17 protein-coding genes and 2 pseudogenes are annotated in these 13,770 nt (G+C 71.6%); 14 read left to right on the forward strand and 5 right to left on the reverse strand.

Annotated features, from left to right (window positions below; translation table 11 throughout):
- Positions 1-76 precede the first annotated feature (76 nt).
- The 11 genes and pseudogenes from KCH87_RS06525 to KCH87_RS06570 all read left to right on the forward strand — a co-directional run bounded on the left by KCH87_RS06525 (position 77) and on the right by KCH87_RS06570 (position 7,392).
- Entirely contained in the window at positions 77-1,504 is a 1,428-nt protein-coding gene (locus KCH87_RS06525; protein WP_210584892.1) for an NAD(P)/FAD-dependent oxidoreductase, read from the forward strand.
- Positions 1,501-3,348, forward strand: a complete 1,848-nt coding sequence (locus KCH87_RS06530) for a transketolase (protein ID WP_210584893.1) — start codon at positions 1,501-1,503, stop codon at positions 3,346-3,348. The genes KCH87_RS06525 and KCH87_RS06530 overlap by 4 nt, the downstream gene beginning before the upstream one ends.
- Positions 3,345-4,163 (forward strand): annotated as a pseudogene (locus tag KCH87_RS50710) (ATP-dependent DNA ligase). The gene KCH87_RS06530 and the pseudogene KCH87_RS50710 overlap by 4 nt, the downstream one beginning before the upstream one ends.
- Positions 4,084-4,419, forward strand: a complete 336-nt coding sequence (locus KCH87_RS06535; protein WP_210584894.1) for a gas vesicle protein — start codon at positions 4,084-4,086, stop codon at positions 4,417-4,419. The pseudogene KCH87_RS50710 and the gene KCH87_RS06535 overlap by 80 nt, the downstream one beginning before the upstream one ends.
- Before the next feature lie 41 nt (positions 4,420-4,460).
- Positions 4,461-4,829 (forward strand): gas vesicle protein GvpJ, encoded by a 369-nt coding sequence (gene gvpJ / locus KCH87_RS06540; protein WP_210584895.1) that lies wholly within the window; start codon positions 4,461-4,463, stop codon positions 4,827-4,829.
- The gene (locus KCH87_RS06545; protein ID WP_210584896.1) at positions 4,826-5,596 is read left to right on the forward strand and encodes a GvpL/GvpF family gas vesicle protein; all 771 of its coding nucleotides are present in this window, start codon (positions 4,826-4,828) and stop codon (positions 5,594-5,596) included. Before gvpJ ends, KCH87_RS06545 begins: the two co-directional genes overlap by 4 nt.
- Positions 5,597-5,599: 3 nt before the next feature.
- On the forward strand, positions 5,600-5,851 hold the full coding sequence (locus tag KCH87_RS06550; RefSeq protein WP_210584897.1) for a gas vesicle protein GvpG: 252 nt from the start codon (positions 5,600-5,602) through the stop codon (positions 5,849-5,851).
- A complete protein-coding gene (locus KCH87_RS06555) occupies positions 5,848-6,174 on the forward strand; it encodes a gas vesicle protein (RefSeq protein WP_210584898.1) in 327 nt (108 codons plus the stop codon). Before KCH87_RS06550 ends, KCH87_RS06555 begins: the two co-directional genes overlap by 4 nt.
- Entirely contained in the window at positions 6,171-6,929 is a 759-nt protein-coding gene (locus tag KCH87_RS06560) for a GvpL/GvpF family gas vesicle protein (RefSeq protein ID WP_210584899.1), read from the forward strand. The genes KCH87_RS06555 and KCH87_RS06560 overlap by 4 nt, the downstream gene beginning before the upstream one ends.
- A complete protein-coding gene (locus tag KCH87_RS06565) occupies positions 6,926-7,114 on the forward strand; it encodes a gas vesicle protein (protein ID WP_210584900.1) in 189 nt (62 codons plus the stop codon). The genes KCH87_RS06560 and KCH87_RS06565 overlap by 4 nt, the downstream gene beginning before the upstream one ends.
- Positions 7,111-7,392 (forward strand): gas vesicle protein K, encoded by a 282-nt coding sequence (locus tag KCH87_RS06570; RefSeq protein WP_210572152.1) that lies wholly within the window; start codon positions 7,111-7,113, stop codon positions 7,390-7,392. The genes KCH87_RS06565 and KCH87_RS06570 overlap by 4 nt, the downstream gene beginning before the upstream one ends.
- A 31-nt stretch (positions 7,393-7,423) precedes the next feature.
- Here the strand turns inward: KCH87_RS06570 and KCH87_RS06575 are convergent, their stop codons facing one another.
- From KCH87_RS06575 to KCH87_RS06585, 3 genes are read right to left on the reverse strand one after another with little or no spacing between them, the layout of a single operon-like run.
- On the reverse strand, positions 7,424-7,594 hold the full coding sequence (locus KCH87_RS06575) for a hydrophobic protein (RefSeq protein ID WP_210584901.1): 171 nt from the start codon (positions 7,592-7,594) through the stop codon (positions 7,424-7,426).
- Positions 7,595-7,635: 41 nt separating this feature from the next.
- A complete protein-coding gene (locus KCH87_RS06580) occupies positions 7,636-8,469 on the reverse strand; it encodes a class I SAM-dependent methyltransferase (protein WP_210584902.1) in 834 nt (277 codons plus the stop codon).
- A 46-nt stretch (positions 8,470-8,515) separates the two neighbouring features.
- A complete protein-coding gene (locus KCH87_RS06585) occupies positions 8,516-10,015 on the reverse strand; it encodes a bifunctional phosphatase PAP2/diacylglycerol kinase family protein (RefSeq protein WP_210584903.1) in 1,500 nt (499 codons plus the stop codon).
- A 72-nt stretch (positions 10,016-10,087) separates the two neighbouring features.
- Here KCH87_RS06585 and KCH87_RS06590 point away from each other — a divergent pair, with 72 nt between their 5' ends.
- From KCH87_RS06590 to KCH87_RS06600, 3 genes and pseudogenes are all read left to right on the forward strand, one after another.
- Complete coding sequence (locus KCH87_RS06590) at positions 10,088-10,753, forward strand: histidine phosphatase family protein (protein ID WP_210584904.1); 666 nt, start codon at positions 10,088-10,090, stop codon at positions 10,751-10,753.
- A gap of 51 nt (positions 10,754-10,804) precedes the next feature.
- Positions 10,805-12,424, forward strand: coding sequence for an ABC-F family ATP-binding cassette domain-containing protein (locus tag KCH87_RS06595; RefSeq protein ID WP_210584905.1), 1,620 nt, complete (start codon positions 10,805-10,807; stop codon positions 12,422-12,424).
- Positions 12,425-12,483: 59 nt separating this feature from the next.
- Positions 12,484-12,746 (forward strand): annotated as a pseudogene (locus KCH87_RS06600) (DUF6158 family protein).
- An 11-nt stretch (positions 12,747-12,757) separates the two neighbouring features.
- On the opposite strand, the gene KCH87_RS06605 reads toward KCH87_RS06600, so the two are convergent.
- Both KCH87_RS06605 and KCH87_RS06610 read right to left on the reverse strand, forming a co-directional pair.
- On the reverse strand, positions 12,758-13,300 hold the full coding sequence (locus KCH87_RS06605; RefSeq protein ID WP_210584906.1) for a type 1 glutamine amidotransferase domain-containing protein: 543 nt from the start codon (positions 13,298-13,300) through the stop codon (positions 12,758-12,760).
- 23 nt (positions 13,301-13,323) lie between these two features.
- A complete protein-coding gene (locus tag KCH87_RS06610; RefSeq protein WP_210584907.1) occupies positions 13,324-13,698 on the reverse strand; it encodes a DUF2795 domain-containing protein in 375 nt (124 codons plus the stop codon).
- Positions 13,699-13,770: the final 72 nt, after the last annotated feature.

A 13,770-nucleotide genomic window follows, 5' to 3' on the forward strand; every position in this document is an offset into this window, starting at 1 on the left:
TGCCCACGACGTTTGGCGGCGCTGACCAGGGGGACGCGGAAGACCTCGCACGAGCCACAGCGTCCGGAGGCGAACCGTGAGTCGACCCCGCGTCGTGATCGTCGGAGCCGGATTCGCCGGGTATCAGGCGGCCCGCACGCTGTCCCGGCTGACCCGGAACCGGGCCGAGATCACCCTGCTGAACCCGACCGACTACTTTCTGTATCTGCCCCTGCTGCCCCAGGTCGCCGCCGGAATCCTGGAGCCGCGCCGGGTCACCGTCTCCCTCTCGGGCACCCTGCCCCGGGTACGGCTGGTGCTCGGCGAGGCCGACGGCGTCGACCTCGACGCGCGCACCGTGCACTACTCCGATCCCGAGGGCGGAAGCGGCACGCTGCCGTACGACCGGCTGGTGCTCGCCGTCGGCAGCGTCAACAAACTGCTGCCCATCCCCGGCGTCGCGGAGCACGCCCACGGCTTCCGCGGACTGCCCGAAGCGCTGTACCTGCGCGACCACGTGACCCGGCAGGTGGAGCTCGCCGCCGGCGCGGACGACCCCAAGAGCTGCGCCGCCCGGTGCACCTTCGTCGTGGTCGGCGCCGGATACACCGGCACCGAAGTCGCCGCGCAGGGGCAGCGCTACACGGACGCGCAGGTGCGGGGGCATCCGCTGCGGGACGAGATGCGCCCGCGCTGGCTGCTGCTCGACATCGCGCCGCGCGTCCTGCCCGAACTGGACGAGCATCTCTCGCGCACCGCCGACCGTGTACTGCGGCAGCGGGGCGTCGAGGTGCGCATGGGGACCTCGGTGAAGGAGGCCACGCACGACGGAGTCCTGCTCACCGACGGGGAGTTCGTCGAGACCCGCACGCTCGTGTGGTGCGTGGGCGTGCGGCCCGATCCGCTCGTCGAGGGTGTCGGGCAGCCGCTGGAGCGCGGGCGGCTCATCGTCGACCCGTACCTTCAAGTGCCGGGCCGGCCCGAGGTGTTCGCCTGCGGTGACGCGGCCGCCGTGCCCGACCTGAACAAGCCCGGCTCCTTCACACCGATGACCGCGCAGCACGCCTGGCGGCACGGCAGGACCGCGGGCCGCAATGTCGCGGCATCCCTCGGCATCGGCGAACGGAGCGTCTACCGCCACCGCGACCTGGGGTTCGTCGTCGACCTGGGCGGCGCGCAGGCCGCGGCCAACCCCCTCGGCGTGCCGCTGGCCGGCCCGCTCGCCGGGGCGGTCACCCGCGGCTACCACCTCGCGGCGATGCCCGGCAACCGCGTCCGGGTCGCCGCCGACTGGCTGCTCGACGCCGTACTGCCGCGCCAGGCCGTCCAGCTGGGGCTCGTACGGTCCTGGTCGGTGCCCCTGGACACGGCCTCACCCGAACTGCCGCGGGTGCCGGGCCGGGCGGAGGAACCGGCCGGGCCCGAGAAGCCGGACGAGGCGATCGAGGCACCGCACAGCTCCGCGCACCCCGAACCACCCGGCCCCGTCAAGCGCCCCGACGACCCCGCGGAAGGAGCCTCATGAACACCGGTGAACTCCAGGAACTCGCCCAGCAACTGCGCGTGGACAGCGTCCGTGCCGCTGACGCCGCGGGCTCCGGGCACCCCACCTCCTCGATGTCTGCCGCGGACCTCATGGCGGTCCTGCTCGCGAACCACTTCCGCTACGCCTTCGACCGGCCCACCCACCCCGCCGCCGACCGCTTCGTGCTGTCCAAGGGGCATGCGTCGCCGCTGCTGTACTCCATGTACAAGGCGGCCGGCGCCGTCGACGACGACACGCTGCTCACCTTCCGCAAGCTGGGCAGCATGCTCGAAGGGCATCCGACGCCCCGGCGGCTGCCCTGGGTCGAGACGGCCACCGGCTCGCTCGGCCAGGGACTGCCCGTCGGCGTCGGTATCGCGTTGGCCGGCAAGCGGCTGGACCGCACCGGGTACCGGGTGTGGGTGCTGTGCGGCGACAGCGAGCTGGCGGAGGGGTCCGTGTGGGAGGCCGCCGAGCACGCGGCGTACGAGCATCTGGACAACCTCACCGCGATCGTCGACGTCAACCGGCTGGGCCAGCGCGGCCCCACCCGGCACGGCCACGACCTCGACGCCTACGCACGCCGTTTCGCGGCCTTCGGCTGGCACACCATCGAGATCGACGGACACGACGTCGACGCGGTCGACCGCGCCTACGGCGAGGCGCTGTCCACGACCGGGCAGCCCACCGTGATCCTCGCCCGCACCCTCAAGGGCAAGGGCGTCGCCTCCGTCCAGGACCGCGAGGGACTGCACGGCAAGCCGCTGCCCGACGCCGACGAGGCGATCGCCGAGCTCGGCGGACGACGCGACCTGCGCGTCCGCGTCCAGGAGCCGCCCGCCGCCCGGATGCTGCACGCCGTACGCACCGGGCACCTCGACCTGCCCCGCTGGGACGCGGGCGACGAGGTCGCGACCCGGGACGCGTACGGCCAGGCGCTCACCGCGCTCGGCACCGCACGCGGGGACATCGTCGCCCTCGACGGCGAGGTCGGCGACTCCACGCGGGCCGAGTTCTTCGCCAAGGAACACCCCGACCGGTTCTTCGAGTGCTACATCGCCGAGCAGCAGATGGTCGCCAACGCGGTGGGGTTCTCGGCGCGCGGCTGGGTGCCGTACGCGTCCACGTTCGCCGCGTTCTTCACGCGCGCGTACGACTTCGTGCGCATGGCCTCGGTCAGCGGTGCCGGCATCAACCTCGTCGGCTCGCACGCCGGTGTCGCGATCGGGCAGGACGGGCCCTCGCAGATGGGTCTGGAGGACCTGGCGATGATGCGGGCGGTGCACGGCTCGACCGTCCTGTACCCGTGCGACGCCAACCAGACCGCGCACCTAGTCGCCACCATGGCGGGCTGCGACGGCATCCGCTATCTGCGCACCTCCCGCGGCAAGGGCCCGGTGCTCTACGGCCCCGACGAGGAGTTCCCCGTCGGCGGCAGCAAGGTACTGCGCTCCTCCGCACAGGACCGGATGACGATCGTCGCGGCCGGCGTCACCGTGCACGAGGCGCTGGCCGCGGCCGACGCACTGGCGGGGGAGGGCATCGCCGTCCGGGTCGTCGACCTGTACTCGGTCAAGCCCGCCGACCTGCCCACCCTGCGCAAGGCCGCCGAGGACACCGGCTGCCTGCTCACCGTCGAGGACCACCGCGAGGAGGGCGGCATCGGCGACGCCGTCCTGGCCGCGTTCCTCGACGGCCGGCCCGTACCGCGCCTGGTGCGGCTCGCCGTACGGTCGATGCCGGGCTCGGCGTCGCCCGAGGAGCAGCTGCACGCCGCGGGCATCGACGCCGAGTCGATCGCGGCGTCGGGGCGGCTGCTGGTGGAGGAGGCGGTCGTGCGATGAGCGGCGACGGGGACACGAAGGAGTACACCAAGGGTGACCTCGTCGACTACTACCGGGCCGTCGCCCCGGACCGCGGTTCATGCAGAGGAACACCCCGGACCACTACCCGGAGTGGATCACCCGTGTCGAGGTGCCCAAGGAGGGCGGCACCGTCCGCCACACCGTCTGCGACGACACCGCGACCCTGGTGTACCTCGCCGACCAGGCCTGCCTCACCCTGCACCGATGGCTGTCACGCGTAGGCGGTCTCGACCTTGGCGAGCCCGCTGAAGTCGGCTGCGGTTCGGCAGCGTCCCGAAGGGGCGCGGGGCTGTGTCAATGTGCGGCTCCGCCGCGCGGGCGCGACCAGCCACAACGGGCCCGCAGGCGATCGACGGCCCATCACTGCCCCGCGGCGGAGACGCAAATTGGCACAGCCCGCGGAGCGCTTGGCCGACACCCTCGCCGACGCGCACCCCGACCGGCTCACCACCGCCGCCCGCAAGAAGGACCGCGGCGACCGGCTGTATCTGGACGTCCAGCGCAATGCCTACGCCCAGACCGCCGCCGCGCCCTTCACGGTCCGTGCCGAACCCGGGGCACCGGTGGCCACACCCCTCACCTGGACCGAGCTGGACGCCCCGGACCTCGATGCGCGCCGCCCGGCGCAGGCTCGACGCGCTGCGTGGCTGAAGCAGAGAAAATCCGGTGGGTTTGGCCCATCCCTTCGGGGCCACTCGGCGTTCGAGGGGGCCCATGACGAACTCACCCGACACACCCAAGGCATCGAAGAAGCGCGAGAGCAGCGGGGCGGACGGCAGACCGGACCCCGTTGACCTGCTGCGCCGGGCGCGCACCCAGCTCGGCGAGCTCATCGGCATGCCCGCCGAACTGGTGTCGTCCCTCGAACAGACCGAGGACGGCTGGACGTTGGAGATCGAGGTCCTGGAAGTGGTCCGGGTCCCCGACACGATGAGCCTGCTCGCCAGCTACCAGGTCGACCTCGATCCGCAGGGGCACCTCATGGGCTACCGGCGCATCCATCGCTACGAACGCGGGCGGGCCGACGGATACCGGCCCGGTGGCCCCTAGCCCGCGCCCACCGCATCCACAGGCAAGGAGGAACGGTCGGCATGACCGTTGTCCCGGTACAGCAGACCGTCGTCAGAGGGGGCTCCAGCGGCCTCTACGACATCCTGGAACTCATCCTCGACAAGGGCATAGTCATCGACGCGTTCATACGGGTCTCCCTGATCGGCATCGAGATCCTGAGGATCGACGTCCGCGTCGTCGTGGCCAGCGTGGACACCTATCTGCGCTTCGCCGAGGCGTGCAACCGGCTCGATCTGGAGGCCCGGCCGCGGTCCCCCGAACTCGCGACCGGTCTCCCCGTCGGTCCCCCCGTCGCCTCGGGCCTGCCGGAAGTCGTCGGTGAGATCACCGAGTCCAGGCCGCGCGCCGGCATGCCGACCGCCGCGCTCCGCAAGGAGGAACAGGAGTGAGCACCTACGTCTACGGCATCACCGCCGCCTCCCATCCGGCCCTGCCCAAGAAGCTGTCCGGCGTCGGCGACCCGCCGCGCCCCGTCCGCGTGCTCAAGCAGGCGGACCTGGCGGCCTTCGTCAGCGACGCGCCCGACGGACTGCGCCCCAAGCGCCGGGACCTGCTGGCCCACCAGACCGTGCTCGCCGAGACCGGCGCCGGCGGATGTGTGCTGCCCATGCGATTCGGCAACGTCGCCCCGGACGACGACTCCGTCACCGGCGTGCTCGCCGAACGTGCCGAGCACTACAGGGAGCGCCTGCGGGCGCTGGAGGGCAAGGTCGAGTACAACGTCAAGGCGGTGCACGACGAAGAGGCCGTCCTGCACCGGGTGCTCGCCGAGCACCCGGAGATCCGGGCCAGGACCGAGGCCAACCGGCAGGCGGGCGGCGGCAGTTACGAGCAGCGGCTGCGGCTCGGCGAGATGGTGGTCGCCGCCGTCAAGGCGCATGAGGCCGAGGACGCGGCCGATGTGCACGGCGCCCTGGAACCGATGGCCGCCGCCGTCAGCACGGGACCCGAGTCCACCGGCTGGCTGGCCAACCTCTCGTTCCTGGTGGAGCGCGGGGCGGCCGAAACGTTCGTGACCGCCGTGGAGGAGACCCGCAAGGCCTACCCCCACCTCGAACTGCGCCTCAACGGGCCGCTGCCGCCGTACAGCTTCGTCGAGCCCGGGCCGGCCGAGCCGGCGGCCGCCCCCACCGGCACCGACGCCGCCGAGGAGTGAGCCGTGGGTCTGATCGCGGGGATCGCGCTGCTGCCGTTCGCACCGGTGCGCGGCAGTGCGTGGGTGATGAGACAGGTGCTGAACGAGGCGGAACGGATCTACCACGACCCGGTCACCGTCCGGGCCGAACTCGCCCGGCTCGAAGAGCGGCTGGAGGCGGGCGAGATCGACGAGGAGGAGTTCGACCGCCGGGAGGACGAACTCCTCGACAGGCTGGAGGCGGGTCTGTACGCCGACGGCCGGAGCCGTCGATGACGACGCCCGGCCGGCTTCCCGAGGCGTACGGCCCGAACGGCGGCGCCAACCTCGCCGACATCCTGGAGCGCGTGCTGGACAAGGGTGTCGTCATCGCGGGCGACATCCGGATCAACCTGCTCGACATCGAGCTGCTCACCATCAAACTGCGGCTCGTCGTCGCCTCGGTCGACAAGGCCCGGGAGATGGGTATCGACTGGTGGGAGGACGACCCGGCGCTGTCCTCGCGTGCCCGGCACGTCGAGCTCGTCCGTGAGAACGCCGAGCTGCGCGAGCGGCTGGCCGCCCTGGATCCCGGCCGAGGGCAGGAGGAGCTCCCATGACCGGCCTGCGTTACGTCTACGCCGTGTGCCGTCCCTTCCGGTCCGCGCTCCAGGCCCAGCTGAGCGGCGTCGCGGGGGAGCCGCCGAAACAGCTGACCCACCACGGCCTGGTCGCCGTCCTCAGTACGGTGCCGGAGCGCGACTTCGCCGAGGAACCGCTCCGCGCCCATCTGGAGGACCTGGACTGGCTCACCGAGACCGCGCGTGCCCACCAGAGTGTGATCGACGCGCTCACCGCGGTCACCACACCCCTGCCGCTCCGGCTCGCCACCGTCTTCCGGGACGACAGCGGTGTACGGATCATGATGGAGGCACGCGAGGCCGAGTTCCGCCGCACCCTCGACCGGCTGGAGGGGCGGGTGGAATGGGGTGTGAAGGTGTACGTCGACATGGAGTCCGTGGAGACCGGCCCGCCCGCGAGGACGGCCGCGTCGGGCCGGGACTATCTGCGGCAGCGGCGTTCGCGGGTCCGTGCGCACGAGGACACCTGGCAGCACGCGGAGATGTTCGCGAGCAGACTGCACGCGACGCTTTCCGCGCGCGCCGAGGATTCCCGGCTGCACGCCCCGCAGAGCACCTCCCTTTCCGGCGCCTCCGGACGGAATGTGCTCAACGCCGCCTATCTCGTGCCGCGCGCCGATTCCGAGGGATTCGTCGAAATCGTGGACCGTACGAAGGATGAGGAAGGTCGAATTCGCGTCGAACTCACCGGGCCCTGGGCGGCCTATTCCTTCGTGGCGGAGGAGGGCGCGTGACCGTCATCGAACGCCGTGAGGTCGCCCTCGTGGATCTGCTCGACCGGCTGCTGGCCGGCGGCGTCGTCATCACGGGAGACGTCACCCTGCGCATCGCGGACGTGGACCTCGTCCGTATCGACCTGAACGCGCTGATCAGCTCCGTGAACGCACAGGTCCCCTCGCCCTTTCAGGAGCCGGCATGACCCCGCGCAACCGGCTCGACCTGGAGCCCGACACCGTCGAACGCGACCTTGTCAAGCTCGTCCTGACCGTCGTGGAGCTGCTGCGCCAGCTCATGGAGCGGCAGGCACTGCGCCGCTTCGACGAGGGCGACCTGAGTGAGGAGCAGGAGGAGCGGATCGGGCTCACGCTGATGCTGCTCGACGACCGGATGACCGAACTCCGTGAGCGCTACGGGCTGCGGCCCGAGGACCTCAATCTGGACCTCGGGCCGCTCGGGCCGCTGCTCCCCAGGGACTGATCCGATCAGGGATCGATCAAGGGGAGCCGATTCACCACCTGTACCAGCGGCCCCTGCCTCCGGCTGCCGTCGTGCCTCGCATGAGGAATCCCAACAGCCACAGCACCAGCACGACCAGTGCAATCCACCACAGCAGCTTTACGGCGAATCCGGCACCGAAAAGAATCAGTGCCAGAATAAGTACCAGTAGAATGGGAACCATAATTCGACCTCCTACTGGCCGGGTTTCCAGAAATCCGGACTTCAGGCTTTCTTGCGGCAGAGAATTTCCCCGTGCAGAACGCTGAACCAGCCGTCCTCCCGCTCGCCCCACGCACGCCAGGCCTCCGACACGGCCCGCAGCTGCTCGGGGGTCGCGTGACCGCCGGCAATGGCGCGCTCGGCGTACCCCGAAGCCTCGGTGCGGTCCGCCCACAGGCCGCTCCACCAGGCCCGCTCCTCGGGTGTGGAGAAGGTCCAGGTGCTGGAGCCGGCGGTGATGTCGGTGAGGCCCGCCGCCAGCGCCCAGGACTTCAGCCGGCGTCCCGCGTCCGGCTCGCCGCCGTTGGTGCGGGCCACCCGCCGGTAGAGGTCCAGCCAGTCGTCCATGCCCGGTGACACGGGGTACCAGGTCATCGCCGCGTAGTCCGAGTCGCGGACGGCGATGAACCCGCCCGGCTTCGTCACCCGCGCCATCTCGCGCAGCGCCCGCACCGGATCTCCGACGTGCTGGAGCACCTGGTGGGCGTGGACCACGCAGAACGTGTTGTCGGGGTGGTCCAGGGCGTGGACGTCGGCGACCGCGAAGCCGACGTTCGCCAGGCCCCGCTCGGCGGCCGTGGCCCGGGCCTGGTCCAGGATCTCCGGCGCCCGGTCGACGCCGGTGACATGCCCCTCGGGGACCAGCGCGGCCAGGTCGGCGGTGATCGTGCCCGGTCCGCAGCCGATGTCCAGGATCTTCATGTGCGGTTTGAGCGAACCGAGCAGGTAGGAGGCGGAGTTGGCGGCGGTCCGCCAGGTGTGCGAGCGGAGTACGGACTCGTGGTGGCCATGCGTGTAGACAGCGGTTTCGCGGGCTCTCTCCTGCGGATTCGACATGCCGACACCGTACGTCGGCATGTCGAATAATGAGACCCGCGTTTTACTATGTGGACGTCCCGTTCAGCGGGCGGTACACCGTGAGCGCCTCCGGCAGCTTCTCCAGCGTCACCTCGCCGTGCACTTCGGTGACTTCGCCGTCGTGAGCGAGCGGCGTCCCCGGCGCGACGCCGGCCACGCGCAGTCGGTCCACCTGGACCGCCGCATGGGCCGGGGAACGGGTGAGCGGGCCCGCGAAGGCGGCCGCGAGCAGGCGCAACGCCGGTTTGCGGCCGCCGTGCACCACGCGTACGTCGAAACGGCCGTCCGCCAGATCCGTGCGGCGGCCCGGCACGAGGCCCATGCGGTGGTAGGTGCAGTTCCCGACGAACAGCAGCCACAACGGGCGTGCCCCACCGCCGAGTTCGGCCTCAAGCGGATGGCGGTCGGCGTTCAGCACCCGCAGTGCCGCGAGCACTCCCGCCGGCCAGCCGCCGATGCGGTGCGACCAGCGGTCCCGCTCGCGTACCAGCTCCGGGTAGACGCCGAGGCTACAGTTGTTGAGGAAGACACCCCGGTGGTCACCGGAGGCGAACCGGCCGACGTCCACCCGCACGGCCTCACCGCCGCGCACGGCCCGGCTCAGATCGCGGGCGTCCTCCACTCCCAGGTCGTAGGCGAAGTGGTTCAGCGTGCCGCCGGGCAGCACCGCGAGGGGCAGGCCGTGCCGCAGGGCGACCTCGGCGGCGGCGTTCACGGTGCCGTCGCCGCCGCACACGCCGAGGGCCTGGGCGCGGGCGGCCGCCTTCGCCAACTCGTCGCGGATGTCGGCCGGTTCGCACTCCACGAGCTCGGCCTGCGGCAGGGCCTGGGCCAGGGCGTGCACGCGCTCGACGCTGCCCGCGGCGCTGTTGGCCACCATGATCAGACCCGCACCGTCGGGCAGGGCGGGGGCGTCCGCACGCGGCCGGGCCGGCGGGATGCCCTGGGCCCGGGTCGGCACCAGGCCCTGTACGGCATAGGCGGCACCCGCTCCCAGGGCCGCGCCGGCGAGCACGTCGCTCGGGAAGTGGACGCCGGTGTAGACGCGGGACAGCGCGACCGACCACGCGACCGGTGCCACCACGGCGCCCCAGGTGGGGGACTCCAGGGCGACGCCGGTCGCGAAGGCCGCCGCGGACGCGGAGTGACCGGACGGGAACGAGGTGGTGATCGGCTGCCGCTTCAGGTGCCGGACCGCCGGAACCGGGTCGAGGACGGGGCGCGGGCGGCGCACACTGCGCTTGCCGAGGGTGTTGATGGTGGCCGAGGCCAGGCTGAGGGAGGCGATGCCGCGGGCCGCGGCGCGGCGGCCCCGGGGCGTCCGGCTCGCCGCCATGACGGCCGCCGCCGTGAACCACAGCACGCCGTGATTCGCGCTCCGGCTCAGCCGGGGCAGGATGCGCTCGGCACCGGGCCAGTGGCGTTCGGCCGCGAACTCGAACAGCCGGTAGTCCAGCGCGAGCAGCCGGTCGCGCAGCGCGTGCCGTCCGGGCTTCGGGGCGGTGAGATCGACGTCTGGGCTCATAGGGTGCCGGGTACCCTGAAGTGCCCGTTTCTTGTACGCCGGGCCGCGAACGACACCCGGAGGACCCAGTAGATGCGCCTGCTCCTCATACGCCACGGCCAGACCCCCTCCAACGTGGAATACCTGCTGGACACGGCCGTCCCCGGGCCGGGGCTGACGGCACTCGGCGAGCGCCAGGCGGCCCTGCTGCCCGAGGCTCTCGCGGACGAGGACATCGACGCCCTGTACGTCTCCACCATGGTCCGTACCCGGCTCACCGCCGCCCCGCTGGCCGCCGCCCGCGGCCTCGACATGCTCGTCCGCGACGGCATCCGGGAACTGTCGGCGGGCGATCTGGAGATGCTGCCCGGCGACGCCGACCACGGCCGGATCTACATGCAGACCGTGTTCGCCTGGGCGGCGGGCGACGTGGAGCTGCGGATGCCGGGCGGCGAGAGCGGCACCGAGGCGCTGGGCCGGTACGACGCCGTGGTCGCCGAGGCCGCAGGCAGCGGGGCCGGAACCGTCGCCATGGTCAGCCACGGCGCGGCGATCCGCATGTGGACCGCGGCCCGCGCGGACAACGTCGACATCGCCTTCGCCGCGGCCCACCCGCTCGACAACACCGGCGTGGTCGTCCTGGAGGGCTCCCCGTCCGACGGCTGGAAGGCGCTGTCGTGGGCGGGCGCCGTCGTGGAGGCCACCGGACCCGGCACCGGGGGCGGTCCCACCGGTCAGCCCGTGGAACCGGCCGAGTAGGCGCGATAAGAGTTTGCCCGGTCTCGTCCCCGGCCAGCACAATGCGTCCTCATGGGACATCTGGAAGCCGCACATCTCGAGTACTACCTCCCCGACGGGAGGGCGCTGCTCGGCGATGTGTCCTTCCGGGTCGGTGAAGGCGCCGTCGTGGCCCTGGTCGGCCCGAACGGCGCGGGCAAGACGACCCTGCTGCGGCTGATCTCCGGCGAGCTGAAACCGCACGGCGGCACGGTCACCGTGAGTGGCGGCCTGGGCGTGATGCGCCAGTTCGTGGGCTCCGTACGGGACGAGACGACCGTACGGGATCTGCTGGTGTCGGTCGCGTCGCCCCGTATCCAGGAGGCGGCGAAGGCCGTCGACAAGGCCGAGCACGCGATCATGACCGTCGACGACGAGGCCGCGCAGATGCAGTACGCGCAGGCCCTCTCCGACTGGGCCGAGGCCCACGGGTACGAGGCCGAGACGCTGTGGGACATGTGCACCACGGCCGCGCTGGGCGTGCCGTACGAGAAGGCGCAGTTCCGTGAGGTGCGCACGCTGTCCGGCGGTGAGCAGAAGCGGCTGGTGCTTGAGGCGCTGCTGCGCGGTACCGATGAGGTGCTGCTGCTCGATGAGCCCGACAACTACCTCGACGTGCCCGGCAAGCGCTGGCTGGAGGAGCGGCTGAAGGAGACCCGCAAGACGGTCCTCTTCGTCTCTCACGACCGTGAGCTCCTCGCCCGTGTCGCCGAGAAGATCGTCTCCGTAGAGCCCTCACCCGCGGGCGCCGACGCCTGGGTGCACGGCGGCGGGTTCGCCACGTATCACGAGGCCCGACAGGCCCGCTTCGCCCGCTTCGAGGAACTGCGCAAACGCTGGGACGAGAAGCACGCCCAGCTGAAGAAGCTCGTGCTGACGCTCCGTCAAGCGGCCGAGAACAGCCCCGACATGGCCTCCCGCTACCGGGCCGCCCAGACCCGCCTGCGGAAGTACGAGGAGGCCGGCCCGCCGCCGGAGCCGCCGCGCGAGCAGGACATCACCATGCGCCTCAAGGGCGGCCGCACCGGTGTAAGGGCCGTCACCTGCAAGGGACTTGAGCTCACCAACCTGATGAAACCCTTCGACCTGGAGGTCTTCTACGGCGAGCGGGTCGCCGTCCTCGGCTCCAACGGCTCGGGCAAGTCGCACTTCCTGCGGCTGCTCGCCGGCGACACCGTCGCGCACACGGGGGAGTGGAAGCTAGGCGCCCGCGTCGTGCCCGGGCACTTCGCCCAGACCCACGCGCATCCCGAGCTGCTCGGTCGCACCCTCCTCGACATCCTGTGGAAGGAGCACGCCCAGGACCGCGGCGCCGCCTCGTCCCGACTGCGCCGCTACGAGCTCACCAACCAGGCCGAGCAGACCTTCGACCGGCTCTCCGGCGGTCAGCAGGCCCGCTTCCAGATCCTGCTGCTGGAGCTGGAGGGTGTCACGGCCCTGCTGCTCGACGAGCCGACCGACAACCTCGACCTGGAGTCCGCCGAGGCACTCCAGGAAGGCCTGGAAGCCTTCGACGGCACGGTCCTCGCGGTCACCCACGACCGCTGGTTCGCCCGCTCCTTCGACCGCTACCTGGTCTTCGGCAGCGACGGCCGGGTCCGTGAGACGGCGGAGCCGGTGTGGGACGAACGGCGGGTGGAGCGGGCGCGCTGACTCGTGGAATGTTCGTACAGTGGATGCGGAAAGCGAGATCCGGCGGGTACTCGAACCGTATGGACGACCACGACGAGCGGGGCACACCATGACCGGAGTCGACCCGGGTCGGCTGGACGACCAGCAGCTCATGAAGGAGCTGGAGACCATCCACCGCACGCGCCACGACACGCTGCTGCACGGCTCGAATGACGCGCTGCGCGCCCACAACGACCGTATGGCCCAGTTGGAGGGCGAGTATCTGCGCCGCAACCCGCGGCGTCCGGTGGCCGCGGGGCGCACGCGCGAAGGGGCCCGGGAACGGGGCTGCGCGGATACCTAGGCCGGCGGAGGTCAGACCGTCTGCCGGGCGAGCACCGCGAGGAACGCCTCGTCGAACGCCTTGAGGTCGTCCGGCTTGCGGCTCGTGACCAGCTGGTTCGGGCCCTGGTCGTCGATGTGGACCTGCTCGTCGACCCAGGTGCCGCCCGCGTTGCGGATGTCGGTCCGGAGGCTGGGCCACGAGGTGAGCGTCCGGCCCCGTACGACGTCCGCCTCGATGAGCGTCCACGGGGCATGGCAGATCGCGGCGACCGGCAGTCCCCGCTCGAAGAAGGCCTGGACGAACGTCACCGCGCGTTGGTCCATGCGCAGGAAGTCCGGGTTGGCCACGCCGCCGGGCAGCACCAGCCCGCCGAACGACTCGGCCGGCACCTCGCCGACGACCTCCTCCACGACGAAGGTGTCCGCCTTGTCGAGGTGGTCGAATGCCTGCACCTCACCGGGTTTCGTCGACACGAGAACCGGGTCGTGTCCCGCCTCGACCGCCGCCCGCCAAGGGTCGGCCAGCTCGATCTGCTCCACGCCCTCGGGCGCTGTCAGAAACGCGATGCGCATCAGCCTTCACTGTCCTTTCCTGATCAGCCGCGGGTCAGGGCCTCGGAGAGTTCCTGGACGTTGGCGTAGCGTGCCGAGCGCGGCAACCGCTCCAGCGCCTCGACGAGGGCGTCCGGCGCGTACCGGCGGCGCAAATCGCGTGCCAGTTCGCGCGGGCCCGCCGGGAAGGCGCCGCGGCCGAGGAGCCTGGCCAGCTCCAGCCGGACCGCGGCCAGGGAGGCCCGGGTGCGGCCGGGTGCCACCGGACCGCCCGCGATCTCCGGGTCGTCCTCGGCCGTCGGCTCGGGGTCGTGCCACTCCTCGGTCCGTGTCGGATGACCCGACCTGAGCAGACCCTGTAGTTCGTGCTTCATCTCGTCGTCGCGATGGACGCTCAGCCGGTCGCTGCCTCGCTGCATGACTCCCTCCAGATCTTCGGGGGTGAAGGCTCCGCGTACCCGAAGACCGGCGCGCAACACACGGCCACTTCC

Source organism: Streptomyces sp. GESEQ-35 (assembly GCF_017948485.1).
Classification (GTDB): Bacteria; Actinomycetota; Actinomycetes; order Streptomycetales; family Streptomycetaceae; genus Streptomyces.

Bases quoted from the DNA above. Each gene is read 5' to 3' on its own strand.
- KCH87_RS06555 (WP_210584898.1), top strand. From the start codon at position 5,848: ATGACGACGCCCGGCCGGCTTCCCGAGGCGTACGGCCCGAACGGCGGC.
- KCH87_RS06595 (WP_210584905.1), top strand. From the start codon at position 10,805: ATGGGACATCTGGAAGCCGCACATCTCGAGTACTACCTCCCCGACGGG.
- KCH87_RS06570 (WP_210572152.1), top strand. From the start codon at position 7,111: ATGACCCCGCGCAACCGGCTCGACCTGGAGCCCGACACCGTCGAACGC.
- KCH87_RS06590 (WP_210584904.1), top strand. From the start codon at position 10,088: ATGCGCCTGCTCCTCATACGCCACGGCCAGACCCCCTCCAACGTGGAA.
- KCH87_RS06605 (WP_210584906.1), bottom strand. From the start codon at position 13,300: ATGCGCATCGCGTTTCTGACAGCGCCCGAGGGCGTGGAGCAGATCGAG.
- KCH87_RS06575 (WP_210584901.1), bottom strand. From the start codon at position 7,594: ATGGTTCCCATTCTACTGGTACTTATTCTGGCACTGATTCTTTTCGGT.
- KCH87_RS06585 (WP_210584903.1), bottom strand. From the start codon at position 10,015: ATGAGCCCAGACGTCGATCTCACCGCCCCGAAGCCCGGACGGCACGCG.
- gvpJ (WP_210584895.1), top strand. From the start codon at position 4,461: ATGACCGTTGTCCCGGTACAGCAGACCGTCGTCAGAGGGGGCTCCAGC.
- KCH87_RS06560 (WP_210584899.1), top strand. From the start codon at position 6,171: ATGACCGGCCTGCGTTACGTCTACGCCGTGTGCCGTCCCTTCCGGTCC.
- KCH87_RS06610 (WP_210584907.1), bottom strand. From the start codon at position 13,698: ATGCAGCGAGGCAGCGACCGGCTGAGCGTCCATCGCGACGACGAGATG.
- KCH87_RS06535 (WP_210584894.1), top strand. From the start codon at position 4,084: ATGACGAACTCACCCGACACACCCAAGGCATCGAAGAAGCGCGAGAGC.
- KCH87_RS06530 (WP_210584893.1), top strand. From the start codon at position 1,501: ATGAACACCGGTGAACTCCAGGAACTCGCCCAGCAACTGCGCGTGGAC.
- KCH87_RS06580 (WP_210584902.1), bottom strand. From the start codon at position 8,469: ATGTCGAATCCGCAGGAGAGAGCCCGCGAAACCGCTGTCTACACGCAT.